Below are 224 nucleotides of genomic sequence, written 5' to 3' on the forward strand. Positions count from 1 at the left end.
GCTTTAAAACAGGATCATAGTACATCACGGCTGTATAGGCTTGTTCCTGTTTAATCAATGGCAATCCATCTAAATCGCCTTTGGGAAAGGCCCTTTTTAATACTTCATGGTATTGCGTTTTAATGACTTGCTTAACGGCCATGATTGCCCGTAGGTCTTTGACTGCTCGAGTAATCTTTTGCTGCTCGGTTGGTGAATACTTTTCTAGTAGACCTTGATCAACG

General features: G+C 41.5%; 1 pseudogene. It reads right to left on the bottom strand.

The annotated features are described in order from the left end of the window. Positions 1–224 (bottom strand): annotated as a pseudogene (locus FD20_RS12860) (MobQ family relaxase); the annotation flags it as partial.

Origin of the sequence: Liquorilactobacillus uvarum DSM 19971 (assembly GCF_001434935.1) — a bacterium.
In the GTDB taxonomy this organism is placed as follows: Bacteria; Bacillota; Bacilli; order Lactobacillales; family Lactobacillaceae; genus Liquorilactobacillus; species Liquorilactobacillus uvarum.